Origin of the sequence: Caldivirga sp. UBA161, from assembly GCF_002506515.1 — an archaeon.
In the GTDB taxonomy this organism is placed as follows: domain Archaea; phylum Thermoproteota; class Thermoprotei; order Thermoproteales; family Thermocladiaceae; genus Caldivirga.
The window spans coordinates 19,118-23,943 of the sequence record NZ_DAXS01000006.1 but is presented as its reverse complement, the minus strand read 5'-3'; the positions used below and the strand labels follow the sequence as shown (position 1 = coordinate 23,943).

The 4,826-nt window shown below is 42.5% G+C and carries 4 protein-coding genes; 1 reads left to right on the top strand and 3 read right to left on the bottom strand.

The features are described from left to right. The 3 genes from BP896_RS00680 to BP896_RS00670 all read right to left on the bottom strand — a co-directional run. On the bottom strand, positions 1–1,355 hold a 1,355-nt coding region (locus BP896_RS00680), incomplete at its 3' end, for an MmgE/PrpD family protein (protein WP_291764637.1). Positions 1,356–1,418: 63 nt separating this feature from the next. Then, positions 1,419–1,790 carry a cupin domain-containing protein gene (locus BP896_RS00675; protein WP_291764636.1) on the bottom strand — a complete coding sequence of 124 codons (372 nt, stop codon included), beginning with the start codon at positions 1,788–1,790 and terminating at the stop codon, positions 1,419–1,421. 115 nt (positions 1,791–1,905) lie between these two features. Continuing rightward, on the bottom strand, positions 1,906–2,790 hold the full coding sequence (locus tag BP896_RS00670) for a damage-control phosphatase ARMT1 family protein (protein WP_291764635.1): 885 nt from the start codon (positions 2,788–2,790) through the stop codon (positions 1,906–1,908). 348 nt (positions 2,791–3,138) lie between these two features. Between BP896_RS00670 and BP896_RS00665 the strand changes: the two genes are divergently transcribed. Then, positions 3,139–4,644 (top strand): APC family permease, encoded by a 1,506-nt coding sequence (locus BP896_RS00665; protein ID WP_291764633.1) that lies wholly within the window; start codon positions 3,139–3,141, stop codon positions 4,642–4,644. Positions 4,645–4,826: the final 182 nt, after the last annotated feature.

Here is a 4,826-nt window from a genome sequence, read left to right as displayed (position 1 = left end):
ATTAATGATGCTAAGTCCTTAACATCATCAAGATTCCAAACCATTCTTATTACCTCATCCTGCTGCTTCACAGTGAGTAAATCAGTGGTAAGCCTCCTGAACTTATTCTCAACCTCATCATCATTCATGGGGTTCATTGGGTGGCCCCTTGGATAATCAACCCTAACCTCAACTTCCCTTCCACTCCTTAACTTAACATTAACCACAGTGGGTGTGGCTTGTGGGTACTGTTTATCTAATTCAGGGTCAACGGTAACCTTAGTCTTCTTAATTAGCTCAAGCACCCTAGGATCCCTGATTCTAGATGGTTCATAGTGGCTTAACCATAAGTCACCGTTAATTAGGGTGGTTGCCACAGCCCACATTAAACTATGGTCAGCGGTTTCCTTGGTCTTAGGATCCCACTTCTCAGGGTCCTTAACAATAATATCATAGGCTGCCTTAAAGGTCCTAATGCTAATGGACTCAACACTACTTGGATCAATTGCACCTAATTCACTACGGATCTTAAGGGAGGCCTCAACAGCTGACTGAGCATGATACTCCACTGGATAGGGCTTAATGTAGGTCCTTAATATGGCTGATGGCTTAGTAAGGTTCTCAAGATCCTTCATGGGGCTGTAGTCAAACTCACCACCAAGGAGCTGCCTAATAAAACCCATCTCCCCCTCAATAGGTTTATCAGGCCCAGTTAAACCATGGGAAGCCACCACTACTGAGAATACTGCATTCCTAGCCTGATTAGCCGTAGCGGCTGCCTTCCAGTGAGATAATTCACCAACCCTATTCTGCCTTGTAGATAAGTGGGAGGTTACGTGTATTGCAATGGCATTAAGGAATGCATCCCTACTAACCTTCATTAATTTACCAGCAACAAGCAAATGCCCTATGCCGGTGTAGTTAACGTGATCCCACCCATGAGCCCTAAGTGAGGCGGCATCACATAATCTAACCCCAACCTCATATCCAATGGCTAAGGCTGTAATAACTTCCTTACCACTTGAGCTTAGGTGAGGTGAAACAGCTAGGGCTGTACCAATTATATCCGATGGGTGTAGTGGTTCCTTTGATAGGTAGGTGTCATTGAAGTCAAGGTACCTAACCATAAGCGTATTTATGAATGCTGCCCAGTCAATTGTGGTTAATTGGCTTGAACCAATTATAGGCGTATTACCCCTGAAACCCAATGCAGCTAACCTGGCATACTTAACGGGCTCAGCTGAGTATGAGGCTAGGGCAACACCAAGGCTATCAAGTATCCTCCTCTTAACCTCCTTAACAACATTAGTGGGTAAGTCGTCAAAGCTTATGCGCATTGCATAGTCCACTAAAACCTCCGACAAATCCTTAGGCATAGCTTAATAATGATACCTGGTTTATAACGTTTAAACGTGGTAACTAATCATATTGCAATGCCGTTATTCAAGGGGTTTCAAGCTCATATCATCCTCATAAGATATTACGCAGATAAATTCAGCATCCTCATCACCAATATTCTCCAATGAATGAGGCTCATAAGGCCCTGTGAAGAAGAAGGAGCCTGGCCCAAGGTCGTAGAGAACGCCATTACCCCTAATCCTAAGCTTTCCCTTAAGTATAACCACGGCCTCTGTGTATTTATGATTATGAAGGGGCATGTAGCCTCCTGGCTTAACCACGAACCTCCTCACAGCGTATTTTACTGAGCCATGCTCCTTAGCCACAAGCCACTGTACGTAGAATCCCTTAGTTCCCTTAAGCAGGCTTGAAACATCCTGCTGAGGCACATTAACCCAATTACCCACATGCATGCAAGGGCTTCTAAACGCTCTTATTAAATATAGGTGCATGATCACTCATGAATATACTACCTTAACTAATAATACACACTTCATTAGTTAATATAACTCGTGCCCCCTTTAGGAGTTAATTTTGCCTCAACATTGCTACTAGGGTACCTTTCTCAACACCTAGTACCTTAGCAACAGGCCCACACTTAGGCACCAGTAGGAATACTGTTGGTTTACCTAAATCAACCTCAGATAAGTACTCGAAGTGAGCCATACCCTTAGCCACCACTAGGTCACTGGCCTTTAGCCTATTTAGGAATTCAACACTAACCTTATCTAAATGTATGCTTGAGCCAGCATACCCTGTTGATACCAGTTCATCTAGGTGGTTACTTAACCCAGCGTACTCAGCATCACTTATCGTTAAGTCATTTTGAAAACCTGGCTCAGCCTTAGCTGCACCAATAACAATATTACCCATACTTCTAATTAAGTCTATTAGAATAATGTCAAACAATGCCTCACCTGCATTATCGAAAAGCCACAGTACCCTTAAACCACCATTACTTAGCATGTTATATAATTCACTGGTGTGGTCTATGGAGAATGGCATACTCATGATTGAATTTAATGGCAATTCACTGGGTGGCTTATGGGAGGCTACACCCATGTCCAGTAGATTACCTGCTATTGAAATTCTAGTAGCAGCCTTAAACAGGTTAAATCCATTTAAGCCATTTAAGGTTGATTTAATTAATGCTACTTGAGCCTTGGCGCTATCAATGCTCTTACGCTTAGCAATCCTATAATACTCAATAACCTCAGGGTATCTTGAAACCAATTCAGCGTATATACTTGAGGCAATCCTAGTTAATTCACCTTCACTCCTAAAGGCCTTAGCGGATTCCTCTAATACTAGTGATGATGCCTCAATAACCTCATCATCACTCACTCGGGCTGAGGCAACCTCATTAAGCCTAACACTCACTATACAGAGTGGGCACTCCCTATGCGGCTTCATTATTACTCAACTACGTTAAGTTAAGGTAATTTAAACACCTTTTTCGAGTTAAGCGCATTAAGCGTAAAGACTATTATATAATTAAGATTCTAATGAAGACTGATTCCATAGCTCGTGATAAAGGTAATACCCATAACCTTAAATCAACCACCCATCAGCTTGCTCACTTAATAATGTGGAAGCTCAGTACTTAATTTTATGCTGATTAATATATTAGGGAAGCCTAGTTGATTTGTATTCCTGATGCTTCCGCATTAATTCTGCACAATATCATCATTTAGGATTTAGCTTATATTACTCTTTTCTGCACCATTGCGTTATTATAACCTAGCATGGGCTTCAGTAGCTATGGCGTTATTTGTTAGGCAAAGCTCAGGTCTTGTTAAGAGGGCTTCACTGTGGGATGCTGCAATGCTTAATGTTGCAAACATGGGTGCTGGCTTAGCAATCTTTATAGGTATCAGCCCCTTCGTGGTGCCTGGTGCAGTACTGTGGCTATCAAGTATACTAACATTCATACTAACCCTCCCACTGGTGATACTCTATACTTACTTCATTGTTAGGATACCTAGGACTGGTGGAGACTACGTCTGGATCACTAGAAAGCTTCATGGGGGTTTGGGTTCAATCATGGGTATTGCCCTAGCCTTCAATATGCCTCCATTCTTCGCCCTCTCAGCCTTCTTCTCAGTTACCGCGGTGAATAATGTATTGTTAGTTATAGGTTACTCCCATAACCAACAGTACTTAATTAAGTTAGCGAACACTATGTTCAGTACCAGTAATGTGTGGTTTGACTATACCATAGCCTTAGTGGCATTCATAATCATACTACTGATTAATATAATTAGGCCCAGTGCTGGCTTCAAGTTAACCACAGCCTTAGGTGCATTAGCTATAATAGGTACTGCAGCCGCAATGATTACGCTAGGGCTCTCAATACCAACCTTTCACCATGATATTGGGCAATTCTTAAGCTACTTTAACTTAACTAACCAAAGCATGTATACTGGCCCCTCATTTAGCCTACCTGCAACACTATACATGATACCTTACTTCGCATCATATGCCTACATATGGCTTTACGCCGGGCCAGCGATTGCTGCTGAGATTAGGGATAGGCAGGGATTAATGTATAATGAAATCCTGGGGAGTGCAATAACGGTTGTGTTCATTACCTTACCCTTCCTACTAATGGACCTAGCTGCAGGCTATAGATTCAATATGACTTACTATCCAACTGACGTATATAATTTCTGGAATGTGGCAATATACTTAGCCCACAATGAGGCCCTACAGTGGTTCATTGGCCTAGGCCTAATAGCCTGGGAATTCTTCGTAATGGCCTTTGGCGTAATAGTCTTCGCCCGTTATGTTTTCGCATTCTCATTTGATAGGCTATTCCCAGAGGTATTCTCAAGGCTCAACAGGTGGGGGTCACCAATGTATGCTCATCTACTTGACTTAGCTGCCACTGCAGTATTCCTGGCGTTCCCAATAATAAGCCCAAATGGCTATGAAGCGCTCTATAGCTACACACCATTAGCCATAGTTTACTTAATCCTAGTATCAGTAGCAGGCATTAAGGCCGCCAGGGGAGAGGGGAATAGGGGGATGCTTACTGCATCAGTACTCTCACTAATACCTCTAGCATTCTTAGGTTATGAGGCATTCACAAACCCATACTTCGGCGTTATTGAGTCACTAAAGCCACTGCAACCATACTACCCTGGATTAGCCTACGTACTCGGCCTCATAGGATTAGGCGCGGTAATCTACACTGCGTCTAAGTACATTAACATTAAGAGGGGGATAGACATAACCCTAGCATATAAGGAAATACCACCTGAATAAAAATATTAAGCAAGCTAAAAACGCATTGATTAAAAATCAAATCCTAACACATATGCCTAATCCCAAGGTGAGTTACCTTCTCTTGAGGGGTTTGGGTGAGGCTTTACAAGTATTGAGCATAGCCCATTCTGCGCTAGTATATGGCGAAGAGGGTTTAAAGAATCCATTAGTATGGGTTAATG

Bases quoted from the DNA above. Each gene is read 5' to 3' on its own strand.
- BP896_RS00675 (WP_291764636.1), bottom strand. From the start codon at position 1,790: ATGCATGTGGGTAATTGGGTTAATGTGCCTCAGCAGGATGTTTCAAGC.
- BP896_RS00670 (WP_291764635.1), bottom strand. From the start codon at position 2,790: ATGAAGCCGCATAGGGAGTGCCCACTCTGTATAGTGAGTGTTAGGCTT.
- BP896_RS00665 (WP_291764633.1), top strand. From the start codon at position 3,139: ATGGCGTTATTTGTTAGGCAAAGCTCAGGTCTTGTTAAGAGGGCTTCA.